The following is a 16,824-nucleotide window of genomic DNA, read 5'->3' as shown; positions in this document are numbered from 1 at the left end:
GTAAGACCGTATGTCCGCTTGGCCGGGCGGCTTGCCCTACACTGTCTGTTCGAGGGTTGCTCGGATGGGCCGAGCCGATCCTCCCGGCAGGAGGGCAAGCCATGGAGCATTCTACAGAAGTTTTCGTCGGCATCGACGTGTCCAAGCTGCGCAATGCCATCGCGGTGGCAGACGGAGAGCGTGGAGGCGAGGTTCGTTATCTCGGTGAGGTCGATGCGTCCGAAGAGAGCATGCGCCGTTTCGTCAAGAAGCTCGCAACGCGGCATGGGCGTCTGCACTTTTGCTACGAGGCGGGACCGACGGGCTACGGTCTTCATCGTCTCATCACCGAACTTGGCCATTCCTGCATGGTGGTCGCGCCGTCTTTGATCCCAAGAAAGCCCGGCGACCGCGTCAAGACGAACCGGCGCGACGCGCTGGCGCTTGCCAAGCTTCTTCGAGCCGATGAGCTGACCGCGGTCTGGGTGCCGGACGAGGGACACGAGGCCATGCGAGATCTGGTCAGGACCCGTTCGGCGGCGGTGGAAAGCCTGCGGGTACATCGTCAGCAGGTGAGTGCTTTCATGCTGAAGCATGGTCGCGTTTATCCCCGCAAGAAGGGCTGGACCATGCGCTATCTCCGCTGGCTTCAGGAGCAGCGCTTCGAGCATCCCGCCCATCAGATCGCGTTGCAGGAGATGGTCGAGGGGGTGCGCATCGCCAAGGAACGCGTAACGCGCCTGGAGAGCGCCATCGCGGAGTTCGTTTCATCCTGGTCGCTCGGCCCCGTCGTCACAGCCTTGCAAACGCTCCGTGGCGTCGACCTGATCGTCGCGGTGACCTTCGTCGCCGAGGTCGGCGACGTCTCCCGCTTCGAAAGCCCCCGTCAGCTCATGGGCTATCTCGGCCTGGTGCCGAGCGAACGCTCAACGGGCGACACGATCCGACGCGGCGGGATCACCAAGGCCGGGAATGGGCGGGTCCGTCATATGCTCGTCGAGAGCGCCTGGACATACCGCCATCCGCCCAAGATAGGCGCGGCAAAGCTCTACAAGCTGGAAGCGGCGCCGCCGAAGGTACGTGAGATTGCCTGGAAGGCCCAGAGCCGCCTGACGGCGCGCTACCGGGCTTTGATCGGCAGAGGGAAGAAGACGACGGTGGTCTGCACGGCCGTCGCGCGGGAACTCGTCGGCTTCATGTGGTCGGTCGCCAGGGAAGCCAGGGCCGCCTGAACTCGTCGCTCGCACGAGCGCAACCCTCTCGCTCATGGGCGGGGGCGGGACCACGGCAGGGGAATGCCCGACGGACGCTTTGTGGCCGGCCTTTGTGCCGACGCCCGCCGTAAGATCGGGACCAGCCCCGGACGCATTATCGGGAATGCGGTACCAATCCGCGCATCAGAGCTTGATCACCGACGTTCTTCAGGTCCCGCCTCCACCCATGCGCGTCCATCTCCTGCCCGCCGTTCCTCGGAATGGTTGATCTCGTGCGGCCAGAATGTTGACAACGGACATCAGAGCGTCNGGTCCCGCCTCCACCCATGCGCGTCCATCTCCTGCCCGCCGTTCCTCGGAATGGTTGATCTCGTGCGGCCAGAATGTTGACAACGGACATCAGAGCGTCCTCCCGGCTCCACCTTCCGTTTTTCGATCTGAACGCCGAGTCTGCCGATCCAACGCGAGGATCGTTTTGTGTCTGGATTTGACCATAGGCTTGACCCTGAGCGACTGGTGCGCCGGGTTGAGATCATCAATGGGGCTGGCGGACGCCGGCACTGGTCGGCGGACGACAAGGCACGGATCCTGGAAGAGACACTGATGCCGGGAGCGGTGGTTTCCGAGGTGGCGCGCCGCCACGGCCTTCGACCGCAGCAGGTCTTCGGATGGCGCCGGGAGGCCCGGATTGAGCCGAAGGCCGGATCGGTCGTGCCGGCCTTCGTGCCGGTGGTGGTTGAAGCAGCACCGCCGGTTCCGGCGACTTTGCCGACGGGGCCGAAGCGCCGACGGCGAACGGCACTGCGGCCGAGCGGCGGCATCGAGCTGGAGATCGACGGTGTCGTGGTGCGGGTGGGATCGGGCACGAACGCCAAGACCATCGCGGCGGTGATACAGGCACTGAAGGGCGGCTCGTGTGTCGAGAACACCAATGTTCTGTGAAAAGTCACCTTTGTTCTGAACTGGATCCAGCAGAAACAATGGCTTAGCACCGACGAAGTAATTGAACGAAAAGGGCCGCGGCGTTTTTACCGCGGCCCTTTTCATATTGTCGCTCGTCTCTGATTCAGGTCAGATGCGTCTTGGCGAAAGTTGCCAGGACTGCGCGTCCGAGGACCCGTCGCTCCAGCGCTAGTTCGGCCAGAGCCAACACCGCCGAGCGATGTCGCGACACGATCATCAACGCCTCGGCGTAAAGACGCCGCAGCCGGATCTCAACCGACCCGCCGTCGATCTGCTGACCGTATGACAAGTGGTTCCCAAGACCGAACTGCGCCTCGATCCGCATCAGCCACGCGGTCGCCTGACCGAGATCGGAAGAGTCAGAGCCTCCGGCACCCGCCGAAGCCGAGCCAAGGACGATCTCCTCGGCGGCCCGGCCGGCAAGGATCGGAATGATCAACGCTTCAATGTCCTGCCTCAGTCCTTCGACCGAACTCCCGCTGAAGTCGAGGACCACCGCTCCTGCCGACGTTCCATCTCGAACGATCGACAGGGATGACGGTCTCCCGCCGAGCAGCATGTGCACGACGGCATGTCCCGCCTCGTGGATGGCGACCCGCCGAAGAACGGCAGCGGGCCTCGTCTCCGGCGGCAGCGCGATGGAAAGGAGATCCTCTACTTGAACGCTCCTTCCCGCCAATCTCGCAATGCGCCGTGCATCCCGGGCGATGCGGGCGACGTCCGCACCCGATGTCGTTCCAGCCAGCGCCGTGGCGATCGGCTGTACGGCATCGTCGGCGATGCTCTCGCCGAGATGGCTGCGGAAGATGCCGATGAGCGCGTCTTCGTCTGGAAGATCGATCGTGAACCGCCGGTCGAGACGTCCCGATCGAACCAACGCCGGATCAAGGTTCGTTCCGTCGTTGCAGGCCGCCAATATGATCACTCCCTCTCGGCGGCTCGTACCGTCCAGGCACTCGAGCAGTCCGTTGGTGATGGAGCGCCACCAGTCGTCGTGACTGCTGGCGCCACCGCGTGCCGGCAACGTGTCGATCTCGTCGATGAAGACGATCGACGGTGTGCTGGATGCGGCCTCGTCAAACACATGGCGCATCCTCTTCATGAGGTCGCCAAGGTGCCCGGACTTCGCCGATTGCCAATCCGCATACGATGTCGGCAGGAAGACACAGCCAGCGGACTCGGCCAGCGCCGAGGCGAACAGCGTCTTGCCCGTGCCGGGCGGACCGACGAGCAGACAGCCGGAATCGACGTCGGCCCACGTGATGCGGCCGGCTTGAAACGAAGCCAGATCGGCGACCAGTCGAAGGCCCCAATCCTGAGCTTCTCCGTAGCCGTGAAGGTCTTCGAGACGAGCTCGGTCGCCGGTCGCACGGACACCGACAGCTGTCGTTTCCACCGCCCGCAGCAGCCGGATCGCGTCGTCGGAATCCAGAGCCTTCTTCATGATCAGATCGAAGACGTCGGGCGGAACCGCATCCGCACGCAGATCGTGGGGCAGGACGTCAGGGCGTTCCGGAAATCTGACCGCGAACGATGTCCTGATGCCGTCGTTGGTCAACGGCGCGACCTGATGTTCGAAGTCGACGAATGCCGCCACCCGGCCCGGCAATGTGTCGCCACGGCCGACGATGCAGCAGACCGTGTCGCCGTAGAGATCCTTCAGGATCTCCTCGGCCGTGAAGCTGCCGCGTCTGCCGGACTTCACGACGGAGGGAGAGTAGTGGTGGACCGTTCGCAGGTGCGTGCCGCGGATCGCCATGGCGACGGCCTCCAAGGCTTCGACCGCTGTCTCCGCCCAGGCATCCGAGGGTATGCGGAGGACGATCAGCTGAGGACGGTGGGCCGCCAACGCTTGTCGCGTCCGTGGCGGAATGGCCGACAGCATCGTCCTGTAGACCAGTCTGGCCGACGGACGCAGCCCGACGACCGCCTCCCGGGCGGACGCGGTCTGTTCGACCCGAAGGAAGGCTGCGAGATCTATGTCTTCGGACGCGTCCGCGTCCTGGATGTCGTCGATAGGTGCGGCTCGGGTCATGGCCCTACGCCTCCGTGTGCTTGTCCGTACGATGGATTCCAGGCTCATCTTCGCAGTCTGACCTGGGTCTCGGGCCCGATCGGCATCTCGTGCCATTCAATCGCGACATGCCGTTTCAGCACCATCGCCAGCACCGCGCCGACCGGTTCTCCCGACTCGCGCATCGCCGATGCGGCTTCGATCAACGTCACGGAACCTGCCTCCTCGAGCCAGGCGAGAAGTCGCACACGATCGCCCAACGAGACCGTCCGCCGGGCGTATTCGACGGCGCGCAGGAGATGCCGGGTCCCCTGCCCGGCATCTACGACATCATGGAGACGAGGGCGAAGGCGGTCTGCTCGGTTCAGGAGATCGTCACGCTGGTTCTGGACGGGAAGCTGACCTGGAAGGGACGGCTGGCCGGCCGCCACGACTACATGGCGTTGATGCTGGATCCCGAGGAGGTGCGTCGCCTCGTCCGCCGCGAGGAAGGAGGAGGCCTGACGATGATCGCCGCCGCGGCCTTCATCGGCATGTCGGCGAAGTCCGTGAAGAAGTTCGCCGATGCCGGCAATCTGCAGACCGTCGTCGAGGTCAACGCCGTCAACCGATGCCCGCAGACCGTCGTGGTGCGGGCCAGCGCGGAAGCGTTCAAGTCGACCTACGTCTCCCTCTTCGAAGTAGCGAAGCGATTCGACCTGCATTTCCTGCGGGCCAAGACGATGCTGGAAGAGGCTGGCATCGTGCCCGTCTTCGATCCCGAGAAGTTCCTGACGACCGTCTACGACAAGAGCCGCATCGACGCTTTCGACACGTCCAAGATCGATTCGAGCCTGGTCGACCGGAATCCTCCGGAGGAAAAGCTGGAGCCTCAGGCGACGAACGCAGGTCCTCCAGCGCCGGAGCAAACGGTTGCGTCGACTGATGCCTTGGCTTTGGCAGGTTCTCCGTCGCATGGCGGCGAGGCGGCAGAGCTTGTCCATGTTCCCAGAGTCGCAAGCGCCTCGTCGAAGAAGGCCCTTCGGAAGCGCGAGACCGAAATGCGTGTGAAGGCGGCTCTGGCCGAAGCCGAAGACGCGGCCAGAGCCGCCGCGATGGCATACGAAGCGAATTGCGAGCGAGGACCTAGCGGGCATCCGAGAGGCGGCTTCGGCTTCGCGAACGTCTACGTTCTGGGTCTCGATCGAAGTCTCTGGTCCGCGTTCCGCGAGTTTGGCCGCATCCGAAGGGTCGAAAAGGGCTACTGGAAAATCCACCGCTTCTCGAACCTCACCAACACCGGTCTAGTCGCCTTCCACGATGCGGCTTGCACAGCGGCGGCCGCGACCCTTCAGAAGCACTTTCCTAACGAAGGCATGTTCGGCGCGGAGAGCTACAGCGACTGATTTCCGATTTGACTAGATCATGTGAAATACGCGTAGCGGTATGTCCGTTGATTATCTGAGTTCATGTGGCGAAGTATCCTTGCTACCTCTTTTGACGCAGTGATAGTTATCGGCTGACCACCATCGAACTGCGTCGTGTTCCAGTTCATATTCGTCAGTAGCATGATTTCACGAGCGAGTTCCTCGGCTGAGGCGCTTCCATAGTCGTGCACGACATGGAGCGGCCGAGGAGCGTATTCGGCCGGATAGGTCTGATAGAAAGGAACGCTGCCTTTCGTCATGAGAACGAATTCGCTGCCCAATTTGACGCTTGTCCCTCGCAGCACCGGGTATCGACCGGAGCGGTGCAGGCGGATCGAGGTGTTACGTTTGATCCAGAGGAAGTCGGCGTCATCGATCCGTTCCTCCGCGAGCGCCTGCTTGAAGCCTGAACGCTCCTCATCCCGAAATGGCGACGTCTTGTGGAGAACGACGCGGGCCGGCGCCTGCCTGTGATGCTTTCGGAACTGCTCGAGCGAACGGCTCAGGAGATTGTACGCGTCGGATTCCGCAAGGTACGGATTGCGGCCCTTGTGATCTGTCCGAGGCCTGGCACCCTGGAGGATCTGACCCTGTCCCCGCTCGTCGAACATCTGGGCGCAACTGGTCTGGATCGAGCCCCTGTCGCCCGTCTCGAAGAACGAGATGCCGATGTAGGACGTGTCGAGTTGGGTGTCGGTTCTGGGCAGCCGCCACGGCGTGTAGCCCGCCTTGTAGAAGAGCCCGGAGAAGAGGTTCCAAGCCCGTGTCGCCTCGTCCTGGTTCGTTCTGACGGACCGGGTGGCGAGTTTCCGCTTGATTGTCCTGTCATCGTTCCAGGTCGTCTCCCAGACGATCTGGAGAGGGGTGTGGCATCGGAGTGCCCTAGCCTTCAGAATGTCTCGGAAATCCACGCCGGTCTTCCGGCGTCGCGGCTGCAGGCCTGCGTCGGGAACGTCTTCGCCGTCGCCGACGCTCGTGTCGTTCACCAGCCTCTCTATCAGGTCGGCAGTCAAGGCGACGAGGATCACGTCCGGTCGCGACGACGACTCCTCGATCGCTTCGATTTCGCTGACGAAGACGTCGGCGGCCAGGTCGATCGCGGCCTCCATGGTTTTGGCCTGCTGTATCCGTTCGATGGCGAGAGGCGGGATCCGGCGGGTATCGTCGTCCGCGACTCGGAACCCGCAACGGAAAGGACTTTCCGCTCCGATGCCGGGAAATGCGATCGCCAGGTTCGTGAGCCTACTCTTCCTTCCCGGGATTTCCGTCTCGCATTGCTCCAACCAGTTCTTCAATCCGGCGATGGCGGCGCCGGTGCCGACGATTCCGAGCCGGATGCTGCCGTGGTCGGGCCCCGTCACCGGTCCATGGTTCATCAGGCCGAAACGTACATCGACGTGCCGACCTCCTCCCCCGAATTCGAGAAGCGGCTCGCCTACGTCGAAGGGTTCGAACATCATCGTGTGCCTTCCAGGTCCAAGGCCATCTGAAGACTGCCTCCGGCTGCCTTCTTCACGCCGGCCGGCCGCGCTTCGTCGACCTCGGCCTCATCCGGGTCGTCGAGATCCTGATCTTCTCGGGTGATCCACGTGTCCTCGGGGACCTTGAAGCCGCTCTTCAGTTCGATCGGACGTGAGAACCTGAGAGGTCCCTTGCCCGCACCCTGGAACAGATCTCCGTCAACGAGGAAGTGCGCCCAGGCACCGAACTGACCGGACACGCTCTGCGACTTGTCCAGGCGTTTCGTCTTGGAGATCCAGAGATCCTCCCACTTGTGCGGTTTCGATCCATCGTGGGTGAAGACGTAGTCGGGCTCGACCGCTAGAAACCAGTCGTCGCCGAACCGGAAGAAATTGGGTCTGAAGCCGATGTGCTTGACGGCCTCCTTCGCGGCTTCGATCTTTGCGACGACCTTTCGCGATTGCTTGCGTCCGGTCAGCGTCCGATATCGGTAGCTTCGATCGACACCGCCGGCATTGACGAAGAACAGAACCTTCCTGTCCTCGCGCCATTCGAGTTGCCCGGCGAACTGCTCCTGAAGGGTGCGACGAAGCAGCTCGATAAAACCTCCTCTTTCGGCCGGATCGTCGGTCAGCGAGAAAGCCGTCGTCTCGACCTCCTCGGCAGCACCCGCCTCGACAATCGCGGAAAACGGTCCTTCGTCCAGCGCCCGGAAGGAGATGATGCGCCGACCGGAGATGAAGGCGAAATCTTCGTGCACGCCCTTCCCACGGCGCATCATCATGTTGATCGCCGACGTCTTCTCGATGACGCGTCGGGGCGCGACCCAGATCCGGGACGGTAGGTCGATCTTCAAGAGATTGATCCAGAAGCTTTCCCCCTCTGGAACCGGTGGCAGGAACACGCCGGGACGGCTGCGGTCGACTGCCAGTTGGGCGATGGTTTCGGCCGCGGCCTGGTCGAAGCCGTCCTTGGCCTTCAAAACGGACAGCTGACGATTCCCACCGGCCTGAGGATCGACGATTTCCTTCCAATAGATCGTATCGTCGGAGAGCCGGATCAGAAGCAGGATCACCGGCAGGTTCGATTGCGCCCAGTAGGCGTAGTCCGCTTCCTTCGCTGTCCACTTGAAGCTGACATCGGTTTCCGCGTCGTAGATCTTCTTCTCGGTGGTCTTGATCTGTACGGCTACGGTGAGCCCCGTTCCGCTGCCGGTAGCCGGATCTACCCACTCCATGTAGCCGTCGACTCCGACCTCCGTAGGCCGGGTCTCATGGAACAGGAAGCCGATCTTCAGAGCTTGGTCGATCGTGCGGGCGACGCCGCGATCGCCGATGACGCTGGCTCTCGGTACCTTCTTGCCGGAGGCGAAGTCTCGGGGTTGCATCCGATGTCAGGGCTCCGCCAGCGAGCCGCAGTTCTTGAGAACTTGCGGTAGTAGGATGAATGTCGCGCTTGGGAGATCGAGTTGCAAGATCCGCATTCCCTGCGGACCGACCGATCCTAGATGTGTCTCGCAAGACCGGGACGCATCGGCTGCATGGTAAGCCGTACGCAGGGGGGCATGGATGACGCGTATCAACCACTTCCAGATCTATTCGGGGCGCGAGAACCACGTCACGAACAACACGATGCTGATGATGCGCCACGTCTACCGGGTGTCACCGCTCCTCGTCGCTCGCCTCCTGACCTCCCTGCTCGACACCGAGGTGTCGGTCGGGCTTGAGTTCGCCCAGCAGGAACGCGGGCTCGAGAGCATCCCGGATGCGGCGATCACCCAAGCGCCGATGTTCGTCTACTTCGAAGCGAAGCACGGTGGTGGCGGCCTGTACGACGACCAGATGCAGCGCCATCTCCGTTCCGTCGTCGATCGGAAGCATCCCGCCGGCTCGGCCTTCCTGATCGGCTTGACCAAGGATGAGCCACCGCTCGCCGATCGCGAGCGGTTCAGCGCCATGGGCAAGGCGGACGAGATCCAATCCGCGTCGAAGACCTACGGAGACCTGATCGAGGCCCTGCGCATTATCTGCTCGAACCACCCTCTCCTCTCCGAGATCTTCGCGGACTACGAGGCGTTCATCGCCGGCGAAGGCCTGCTGGTCGACCGCGACCGGTGGATGGTCGCATTCCCGTGCGGGACTTCGTGGAAGGAGAACGCGCAGCACGGCGTCTACTACGAGCCTGCGAGCCGGAACCCGAAGTGGGAGAGCGCCTTCCTCGGCCTGTATCACAACAAGCAGATCAGCCATGTCGGCCGGATCGTCGCCGCAGCGGTCTGCTCATACGAAGGGTCGGTACTGACGGTCGAGAACGCCGAGTTCGGGACGCTGGATCAGGTCCAGAAAGACCGAATCGTCGACGTCATCGGCTCGGCGACCTACTACGGGAACTTCGCTGCCGACCCGCATCGAATGTACGTCGTCGACCGGTTCGAAGAGACCGACCTTCGCAAGGTGTCGGCCGGTGGGATGCTTGGGCATCGGTACCTGGACATCACCAGACTGGCCCCGGATGTGGGGAACGTCCGCGGGTTGTCCACGTCGGTCTTGGCGGCGAGGCTGAAGACCAGAACATTCGAATAAATACGCTTAACAACGGCGCTGAAACGATCCGCGCCTGCCTAGTGCATAGAGCAACCGCGCTCTGTAGCCGAACGAGAACCGGATGAAGCATCTTCGACCCCTCCTTGAAGACGCCGTTGCTGAATACGTTCTGCTTCAGGCGTGGAAGAAGACCGTCAGCCATATCAGAACCCACAACTGGTTCGCGGACACGTTGGAACTCGATCAGGCCACCGCCAACCTTCCTGCATTCATCGCGGAACTTGCGGCGGACATGCGGTCACCGGAAAGTTGGAAGAGTACCCCGCTTCGTTTGGTGCCTGCGCCGAAGGGTCAGCGTTGGGTGGACCAAGAGGGCGAATGGCGCCCCGAAAAGAGAGGAGACGCCCCGTTACGCCCTCTCGCTCATGTCGCTCTGAGAGATCAGGTGGCGGCGACGGCATTGATGATGTGCCTCGCCAATACCGTTGAAACAATGCAGGGCGATCCACGGACGCCTGTGACCGATCAGTCCGGTCGAGCCAAGATCGTATCCTACGGAAATCGACTATTCTGCGATGCCGATGGTGAAGAGCTTCATCATCGATGGGGCGCAACCACGACCTACCGCGCTTATTTTCAAGACTACAGATCCTTCTTAAGCAGACCTGAACTCGTCGCCAGCGAGCTTGAGGACGATGAACGCGTCAAGGCAATTGTCCAAACCGATCTCTCCCAGTTCTACGATCGCGTGCGACCCTCGAACCTGCATGTGAAGATCGCAGGGTTGCCTGGCGTTCAAGATCCAGGTTTTGTTCGTCTGATCGAACGTGTTCTCAATTGGCGATGGCATCTCGACGATCGAAAAACTGCGCTTGCTTATAGCGTGAGGAACGAGATCGATGGGTTTGACGAAATAGCTCTGCCCCAGGGTCTTGTCGCTGCTGGCTTCTTCGCCAATGTCGTGCTGCTGGATCTAGATCGCGCCCTCCTCGCTTCTGCCGGGCAAGAGAATGACGGCATAAAATTCCACGACGCCGCTCGCTACGTCGACGATCTGCGTCTCGTCCTTTCCTGGCGTGGGAACAAGGAGCCGGAAGCGGTCCGAAGCCTCGTCATGAGCGGGTTGGAACGCGTTCTCGAAGAACACGCCCCGGGTATGATGGCATCGGAGCAGAAGACCAAGCTGGCTCTGTTTCGCGGTGAAGAGCGACCCCTGATACGACAAAGTCGGAAAATGGCACGCATTCAGTCCGCCGTGTCGGGTGGTTTCGATGCCGAGGCCGGCGAAGAGATCATTGAGGCCGTGCAAGGTCTCGTTCGAACCCAGCAGCGCTTCTCAGAGCGGTTGGCAAGCAGCGAAGGAAAGTTCAAAAGCCCATTCGCGTCGGTCCCTGACGTTGGCGACGGGACCGTTACGCGTTTCGCTGCCGCACGGTTCAGAAGCGTCTACCGATCTCTCCGCCCCCTCTTGTACGCGTCTGGCCGTGATTTGATCACAGACGCACCCGCCGACGACGACGGTTCAGACGCCATTCGGCAGAGATCTCGAACTCAAGGTGAACTCGATGACGAGGCGAGATCGTTTGCCTACGGGCTGATCGAGAGCTGGATCGAGGATCCATCCAACGTCCGGCTACTACGCATAGGGCTGGACGTCTGGCCTTCCCATGAAGCGCTCGACTATATTCTGAGAATCATAGAGCCTTATACAGTCGGCGATAGGCGTGGGGATGATCGGAAGGTCGCACTCTACTGCTTGGCCGAAATCCTGCGGGCGGGTGCGACGGAAACGGCATTCGTCGAAGACCCCGATTGCCTGCCGGCGGGTGTGGATGTTCAAGCCTACCGCGATCGCCTTCGACGAGAGGCGACTAGGCTCCTCTCATCCTCGAACAGCCTTCCGTGGTATTTGAAGCAACAGGCCTACCTTTACCTCGCAGCGGTTTCCCCCGCGGCAGCACCAGTTTCACGAACTGGAAGCGTCTCGGAGACCAAGCACTACCGTGACATGATCCGCTTCCTGCGAGGAGAGACGGATCTCGGCACATCTGCCGAGTTCGCAACGAAGGCTATCGTTGCGCGGCGATCATTCCTCGACCGTGAGGCCTCCATCGCGCTGATCGCGAACGACCTCAACGATCTGAGGTTTGCTCAGATTGCCGAACGGGATCCCGCCTTTGCAGCAGAGATCGTCGGGTCGGGAGCGCGGCCCGAGCTTCGAGTGCCGGAAATCATCGCAAACGATCTATGTCTGGAACAGCGGGTCGAAGAGGCCGGATACCGTTCGCTGGCAGAATTGGTTCTCGAAGACCCATCGTCGCCGCTGCGCAACGAGATCAGTCTAGTGAGTTTCACGAACGCTCTTGCGGGAGCGATGCTCGCATTGCCTGAACCGTATGCTGCGCTGACGCCGCCGAACGTGCTGGTTCAGACCGAAGAGAGGGACGGCTTCACGTTCGTCAAAGCCCTACGGCTCGTTTCGGTACGAACGAAGGAGGGAGAACGGTCTCTGTACCAGCCGCCGGCATGGTGTCCGCCGAACGAAAGGTGGCGGTTCCAGATCGGATACCTTCTCCGCTTCATTCTAACGGCACGTCGGGACTTCACCGAAACCGTTCGAACGTCCTCCTGGCGGGACTCAAACTCGATTTATCGAGCCTCCAAAAGTCATTGGTATCAACGTCTCCATGGCTTCTACAACGGGCATGAGGCGTTCGGCGACGACTGGCTCCCGATCTCGGATGAAATAGAGCGACTGCTGTTTGACCTTTTGGCCTGGCCGGGATGCCGGGGACCCCAACCCGGTCCCTTCGATTGGTCCGATTTAAGTCGATCGAAGAAGGCGTTCGAAGAAGTTCTATCCCGAGCGGTTCAGAGGAAGGGATCGGCATCCAACGTACTTTTCCTGCCCCTTCCACTGCCAAAGCTTCCCTTCATTCACCCGAAGAACGAGTTCCGTCCTCTTCGGGGCTGTGTGGTGCAGCTGACAATGCCGCATAAGGTTGAGGCAGCCGATATCGGGCTTTCGGAGCCATCCCTTCGCAGAAAGCACCGGAATCATCTGGCAACGGCACTCGCCGCGGTAGCGAAGGCGCTCGACCTTCGCGAGACTCATCATCCTCGAAGCGCTCGGCTGGACTGGCTGATCCTGCCTGAGCTTTCAGTTCACCCAATGGACGTCCGTACTCACCTTGTGCCGTTCGCACGGGCCTATAAGGCGATCATATTTGCCGGACTAGCTTACGAGGAGATCGAAGCAGGCAAACCTTCGGTTAACTCTGCCAAGTGGGTCATACCCACCAGGACGCCGAACGGCGGACTGAGGATGATCACTCGCCGTCAGGGGAAGCAACATCTCGCGAAAGCTGAGAAGGATCTTATTGCGAACGGCGCCGCCATACGAGAGTTCCGCCCGTGTCAGTGGCTTGTGCCCTACCCCTTCCGGGATCGCCCTTTGGAAACGCTTACCTTGAGCGGATCGATCTGCTACGACGCCACGGACCTTGCAGTCCCGTCTGATCTTCGAGGCCGATCGGACGTCTACGCGATCAGCGCCTACAATCAGGACGTAGGCACATTTGATCAGATGGCCTTGGCACTCCATTACCACATGTTCCAGATGGTCGTGATCGCGAACAATGGGTGCTACGGAGGCAGCAATGCTTACCTTCCCCCGAAGAAGAGTTACAAGAAGCAGGTCTTCCATGACCATGGCCAACCGCAGGCGTCGATTTCATTCTTCGAGATCGACGATCCGAAGGAGATGGTGAATAGGGTTGGGGCGGCTCGCGGCGCTTACGGAAGTGATGCAGCCGAAAGGTGGAAGTATCCTCCAGCCGGATTGTGATCAGCGTGGCGTTACAAGGGGATGGTCATCTATAATGACTTCCCTACTCGGTTCCCTTCGTCACCTTGTCCTGCTCGCAGACTGCGTAAGCGACGGCGTCATTAGAAAAACGCGCCGCTTCGTCTCGCGTTGACTTATCGTGAACGCTTCCGTCGGCAGCGGTAGGCTCCCGCTTCAAGCCAACATGCTCTTCAGCGTCCAGACCTTATAAGCCAGCGCGAGCCCTCGCCGTGGAGGACTGCGACGGAATCGGCCTCGGCGAGGCGTTCCTGATGGAAGCATTTGACCAGGGCCATGCGGATAGCGCGCTCCCAGTCGCGACCGATGGCGTCTGGGGTCCAGCGTCTGGTTCTGGTTTTTGGTGTCGCAAAACACGATCATTGGTGGTCAAGGAAGAACACGCTTGCGAAACTCGTTTTGATCCAGATTGTTAAGGGCATCGTGGTTTAGGGTTATGGTGATCTCGACATCGTGATCGGGCTGACGGGCGCGGTCCGCGTGATGGTTGCGACCAAGCCCGTCGACTTCCGCAAAGGGGCCGAGGGTCTGGCGTCTCTGGTGCGCGAGACGATGGGCGCCGATCCGTTCTCGGGCGCGGTCTACGTCTTCCGCGCCAAGCGCGCCGATCGGATCAAGCTGGTGTTCTGGGACGGCACCGGCGTGGTGCTGGTGGCCAAGCGTCTGGAGGACGGCGAGTTCCGCTGGCCGAAGGCCGAGGACGCCGTCCTGCACCTGACGGCGGCGCAGCTCTCGGCCCTTCTGGAAGGGCTCGACTGGCGCCGCGTCCACGCTGTGCGCGAGACCCGAGTGCCGGCTCTGCCGGGATAACGGAAGGGCGGCAATGTCTGTTGCCGCCGGCATGAGGAGGTGATCCACTTCTCGCATGACCTTGGTGGCCGACACGCTTCCCAACGATCCCGGCACGCACGCGACAAACTTCGTTTGCGCTGACAAAGCGATGCTGATCGCCGAGCGTTTGCGGGCCGAGCGCCTCGAGCAGATCATCAAGGAATTGCAGCGTCACCGCTTCGGCCGACGTGCCGAGACGCTGCCCGAGGACCAGCTTCTGCTCGGGCTCGAGGAGGTCGAGCAAGGCGTCGCGGCCGACGAGGCTGCCGAGGAGAAAGACGCTCCGACGGCAAAGGCCGAGCGTATCACCAGACGCCGTGCGAACCGGGGCTCGCTTCCCGCCCATCTGCCGCGGATCGAGACCGTCGTCGACATCGAGGAAAAGGCCTGTCCGTGCTGTCGCCATGCCCTGCATGTCATCGGTGAGGATGTCGCCGAGCGCCTCGATATCGTGCCGGCCCAGTTCCGGGTTCTCGTCACCCGCCGTCCCCGCTATGGCTGCCGGGCCTGCGAGGGCGTCGTCGTCCAGGCGCCGGCACCGGCGCGGCTGATCGAGGGCGGCATGCCCACCGAGGCGACCGTCGCCCACGTGCTTGTCTCCAAATATGCCGACCATCTGCCGCTCTATCGCCAGACGCAGATCTACGCCCGCCAGGGCGTCCATCTCGACCGCTCGACGCTCGCCGACTGGGTCGGGCGGGCTGCCTTCCTGCTGCGGCCCATCCACGAGCGGCTGCTCGGACATTTGAAGGCTTCGACGAAGCTCTTTGCCGATGAGACCACGGCGCCGGTGCTCGATCCCGGCCGTGGTCGGACCAAGACCGGCCAGCTCTTCGCCTACGCCCGGGACGATCGGCCATGGCAGGGCGGCGACCCGCCTGCCGTCGCCTATGTCTATGCGCCAGACCGAAAGGCCGAGCGACCCATCGCTCATCTCCAGGGCTTCACTGGAATCCTTCAGGTCGACGGCTATGGCGGCTACAAGGTGCTGGCCGAGAAGGGGGATGTCCGGCTCGCCTTTTGCTGGGCGCATGTCCGCCGGCGGTTCTACGAACTCGCCGCCGCCGGCCCCGCGCCGATCGCCACCGAGATGCTGGAACGCATCGCCGCGCTCTACAGGATCGAGACTGGCATCCGCGGCCGACCGGCCGAGGTCCGCCGCCTCGCACGCCAGGAGAGAACCAAGCCCGTCCTCAACGCGCTCGAGCCGTTCCTGCGCGAGAAGCTTCAGCTCATCAGCCAGAAGACCAAGCTGGCCGAGGCGATCCGCTACACGCTCTCACGCTGGGAGGGACTCTGCCGCTTCATCGATGACGGCCGTTTGGAAATCGACAACAACACCGTCGAGCGCTCCATCCGCCCGCTGGCCCTGACCCGCAAGAATGCCCTGTTCGCCGGCTCCGACGGCGGCGCCGGACACTGGGCCGTCATCGCCTCGCTGATCGAGACCTGCAAGATCAACGGCGTCGATCCCCTGGCCTATCTCACCGACGTCATCACGATGATCGTTCAGGCACATCCCAACCGCGAGATCGATGAGCTCATGCCCTGGCGCTTCAAGCCTGCGGAAGCCGATCTCGCCGCCGTGGCCTGAGGACGACGGTTACCTACAAGCTGGCGAAGCTCCGTGAGCGTCGGCCGAGTGCGATGCCGCGCAGGGCCCGCTCTGCGGCGTTGTTCGACAGGCAGATGCGCCCGTCGGTGCCGAAGCGGGCGCAGGCGTCCCACTTGGTCAGCATGTAGTCCATCGCCTTGGCGGTGTCGGCATGGCGTGACAGTCGCGCCCTCTCGGTGCGCATCCAGCTTTCCAGATCGACGAGAAGCGGCAGCGATTGTTCGCGGCGGATCGCCAAGCGCTCGTCTGCAGGCAAGCCGTTCGCCTCGCGCTCAATGGCGAACAGGGCGTCGATGCGCTTTCGCTCCAACGGCGACGATGACCCGTCTCCACGATCTCCAACCGCTCGAAGGTACTGTGCTTATGGACGTCCATACGCGCAGTCTATTACCCCGCCGGTCAGTTCGAAAGGCGGTTTGGACCGTAGGCGTACGCGATACGCGCATAGGCGCTGAGTTCTGCGCCGACGCCATTGGGGTAGCCGCTTCCATCGATCTTCTCGTGATGATGCATCGTCACATCCAGTACCATCTCGGGAAAGTCGCTTCGCTCAAGGATAACCAACAGGTTCTGGGCGGCATTACTTTTCGTCAGCCGCGATGGGCGACGGCGATGGCGCGATGCGCGGAAGGACTACGGTAATTTCCCCGAGCGCCGGATCGAACGCGATCCGCGGTTTAAGCGACCGAGAGCATTGCAAACGAAAAGGCGCTTCCCTTTGGGGGAGGCGCCTTCCTCTTATGGCTCAACTGATTAAACGAAATTGCGATCGACGCCGGTCGGCCTTCAAGCATCGAGCCATGCTCTCAAGATCTAAAACGGCCTCCCCTAATTTCCGGAATGAACCCTCTAGCTGCATTAGGAATAGAGGGTCGGGATCGCTCGTCTTCAGCTCATCCGAGACCCCTAAATTTAGCAAACCAACCTGATGAT

At 61.9% G+C, this 16,824-nt stretch carries 12 protein-coding genes and 1 pseudogene; 7 read left to right on the top strand and 6 right to left on the bottom strand.

The features are described from left to right. Positions 1 to 101: 101 nt before the first annotated feature. Positions 102 to 1,211, top strand: a complete 1,110-nt coding sequence (locus ASG62_RS12460; protein WP_056698574.1) for an IS110 family transposase — start codon at positions 102 to 104, stop codon at positions 1,209 to 1,211. A 498-nt stretch (positions 1,212 to 1,709) separates the two neighbouring features. Next, positions 1,710 to 2,135, top strand: coding sequence for an IS66-like element accessory protein TnpA (tnpA, locus tag ASG62_RS28035; RefSeq protein ID WP_210168395.1), 426 nt, complete (start codon positions 1,710 to 1,712; stop codon positions 2,133 to 2,135). A gap of 124 nt (positions 2,136 to 2,259) precedes the next feature. Here the strand turns inward: tnpA and ASG62_RS12450 are convergent, their stop codons facing one another. After that, positions 2,260 to 4,191: an AAA family ATPase gene (locus ASG62_RS12450; protein ID WP_056695923.1), complete on the bottom strand. Its 1,932-nt coding sequence runs from the start codon at positions 4,189 to 4,191 to the stop codon at positions 2,260 to 2,262. 44 nt (positions 4,192 to 4,235) lie between these two features. Then, positions 4,236 to 4,382 (bottom strand): hypothetical protein, encoded by a 147-nt coding sequence (locus ASG62_RS26485; protein WP_156382108.1) that lies wholly within the window; start codon positions 4,380 to 4,382, stop codon positions 4,236 to 4,238. An 87-nt stretch (positions 4,383 to 4,469) separates the two neighbouring features. On the opposite strand from ASG62_RS26485, the gene ASG62_RS12440 reads away from it, so the two are divergent. After that, positions 4,470 to 5,555 (top strand): hypothetical protein, encoded by a 1,086-nt coding sequence (locus ASG62_RS12440; RefSeq protein WP_056695927.1) that lies wholly within the window; start codon positions 4,470 to 4,472, stop codon positions 5,553 to 5,555. 17 nt (positions 5,556 to 5,572) lie between these two features. On the opposite strand, the gene ASG62_RS12435 is transcribed toward ASG62_RS12440, so the two are convergent. Together ASG62_RS12435 and ASG62_RS12430 are read right to left on the bottom strand one after the other, a co-directional pair. Then, positions 5,573 to 7,036, bottom strand: a complete 1,464-nt coding sequence (locus tag ASG62_RS12435; protein WP_056695929.1) for an argonaute/piwi family protein — start codon at positions 7,034 to 7,036, stop codon at positions 5,573 to 5,575. Next, positions 7,033 to 8,424: a DUF4365 domain-containing protein gene (locus ASG62_RS12430; RefSeq protein ID WP_056695931.1), complete on the bottom strand. Its 1,392-nt coding sequence runs from the start codon at positions 8,422 to 8,424 to the stop codon at positions 7,033 to 7,035. Before ASG62_RS12430 ends, ASG62_RS12435 begins: the two co-directional genes overlap by 4 nt. Before the next feature lie 181 nt (positions 8,425 to 8,605). On the opposite strand from ASG62_RS12430, the gene ASG62_RS12425 reads away from it, so the two are divergent. From ASG62_RS12425 to tnpC, 4 genes are all read left to right on the top strand, one after another. Beyond that, positions 8,606 to 9,619 carry a hypothetical protein gene (locus ASG62_RS12425; RefSeq protein ID WP_056695933.1) on the top strand — a complete coding sequence of 338 codons (1,014 nt, stop codon included), beginning with the start codon at positions 8,606 to 8,608 and terminating at the stop codon, positions 9,617 to 9,619. 82 nt (positions 9,620 to 9,701) lie between these two features. Continuing rightward, positions 9,702 to 13,427: a hypothetical protein gene (locus ASG62_RS12415; RefSeq protein WP_156382107.1), complete on the top strand. Its 3,726-nt coding sequence runs from the start codon at positions 9,702 to 9,704 to the stop codon at positions 13,425 to 13,427. A gap of 471 nt (positions 13,428 to 13,898) precedes the next feature. Next, positions 13,899 to 14,255, top strand: coding sequence for an IS66 family insertion sequence element accessory protein TnpB (gene tnpB / locus ASG62_RS12410; RefSeq protein ID WP_056695939.1), 357 nt, complete (start codon positions 13,899 to 13,901; stop codon positions 14,253 to 14,255). A gap of 55 nt (positions 14,256 to 14,310) precedes the next feature. Then, positions 14,311 to 15,870 carry an IS66 family transposase gene (tnpC, locus tag ASG62_RS12405; protein ID WP_056695940.1) on the top strand — a complete coding sequence of 520 codons (1,560 nt, stop codon included), beginning with the start codon at positions 14,311 to 14,313 and terminating at the stop codon, positions 15,868 to 15,870. A gap of 25 nt (positions 15,871 to 15,895) precedes the next feature. Here the strand turns inward: tnpC and ASG62_RS12400 are convergent. Together ASG62_RS12400 and ASG62_RS25570 are read right to left on the bottom strand one after the other, a co-directional pair. Further along, positions 15,896 to 16,192 (bottom strand): annotated as a pseudogene (locus ASG62_RS12400) (IS66 family transposase); the annotation flags it as partial. Positions 16,193 to 16,290: 98 nt separating this feature from the next. Continuing rightward, positions 16,291 to 16,455 carry an HD domain-containing phosphohydrolase gene (locus ASG62_RS25570; RefSeq protein ID WP_274532617.1) on the bottom strand — a complete coding sequence of 55 codons (165 nt, stop codon included), beginning with the start codon at positions 16,453 to 16,455 and terminating at the stop codon, positions 16,291 to 16,293. Between the last annotated feature and the right edge of the window lie 369 nt (positions 16,456 to 16,824).

This window comes from Aureimonas sp. Leaf427, from assembly GCF_001425485.1.
In the GTDB taxonomy this organism is placed as follows: Bacteria; Pseudomonadota; Alphaproteobacteria; order Rhizobiales; family Rhizobiaceae; genus Plantimonas.
The sequence above is the reverse complement of the archived record's forward strand: the minus strand, read 5'-3'. Positions and strand labels throughout refer to the sequence as shown.